Source organism: Acinetobacter sp. 479375 (assembly GCF_000581715.1).
GTDB lineage: Bacteria > Pseudomonadota > Gammaproteobacteria > Pseudomonadales > Moraxellaceae > Acinetobacter > Acinetobacter ursingii.
Genome location: NZ_JEZN01000076.1, coordinates 1 through 516, shown reverse-complemented (window position 1 = coordinate 516; position 516 = coordinate 1). Strand labels below are relative to the sequence as shown.

The window sequence follows — 516 nt, the reverse complement described above, 5'->3', positions numbered from 1 at the left end:
GGCGATGACTTACTCTCACATGGCTAACGCCACACTACCATCAGCGCGAAGAGGTTTCACTTCTGAGTTCGGGAAGGGATCAGGTGGTTCACTCTTGCTATTGTCGCCAGCAAACTGTTGTGGTGCTTTGGGGTCTTATTCACATTACTTAATAATGTATGCCTTACTTACGAACCAAAGAGTTATTAACGGATTGGAAATTGAGTCTGTTTTAAGTTGTGTATCTTAGCAACTATTTTAACTAAATCAAGTTTTCGTATTGAATTTATCTTGAATACAACAACTGTTTGGGTGTTGTATAGTCAAGCCTCACGAGCAATTAGTATTGGTCAGCTTCACATATCACTATGCTTCCACATCCAACCTATCAACGTCCTAGTCTTGAACGGCTCTTTAGGTGACATATAGTCACAGGGAAATCTTATCTTGAGGTAGGCTTCCCGCTTAGATGCTTTCAGCGGTTATCCCTTCCGAACATAGCTACCCGGCGATGCGACTGGCGTCACAACCGGTACA

General features: G+C 43.0%; 2 rRNA genes. Both read right to left on the bottom strand.

The features are described from left to right. Nucleotides 1–111: ribosomal RNA gene (gene rrf, locus J500_RS16835) — 5S ribosomal RNA — on the bottom strand; the annotation flags it as partial. 187 nt (nt 112–298) lie between these two features. Continuing rightward, a 23S ribosomal RNA gene (locus J500_RS16830) occupies nt 299–516 on the bottom strand; the annotation flags it as partial.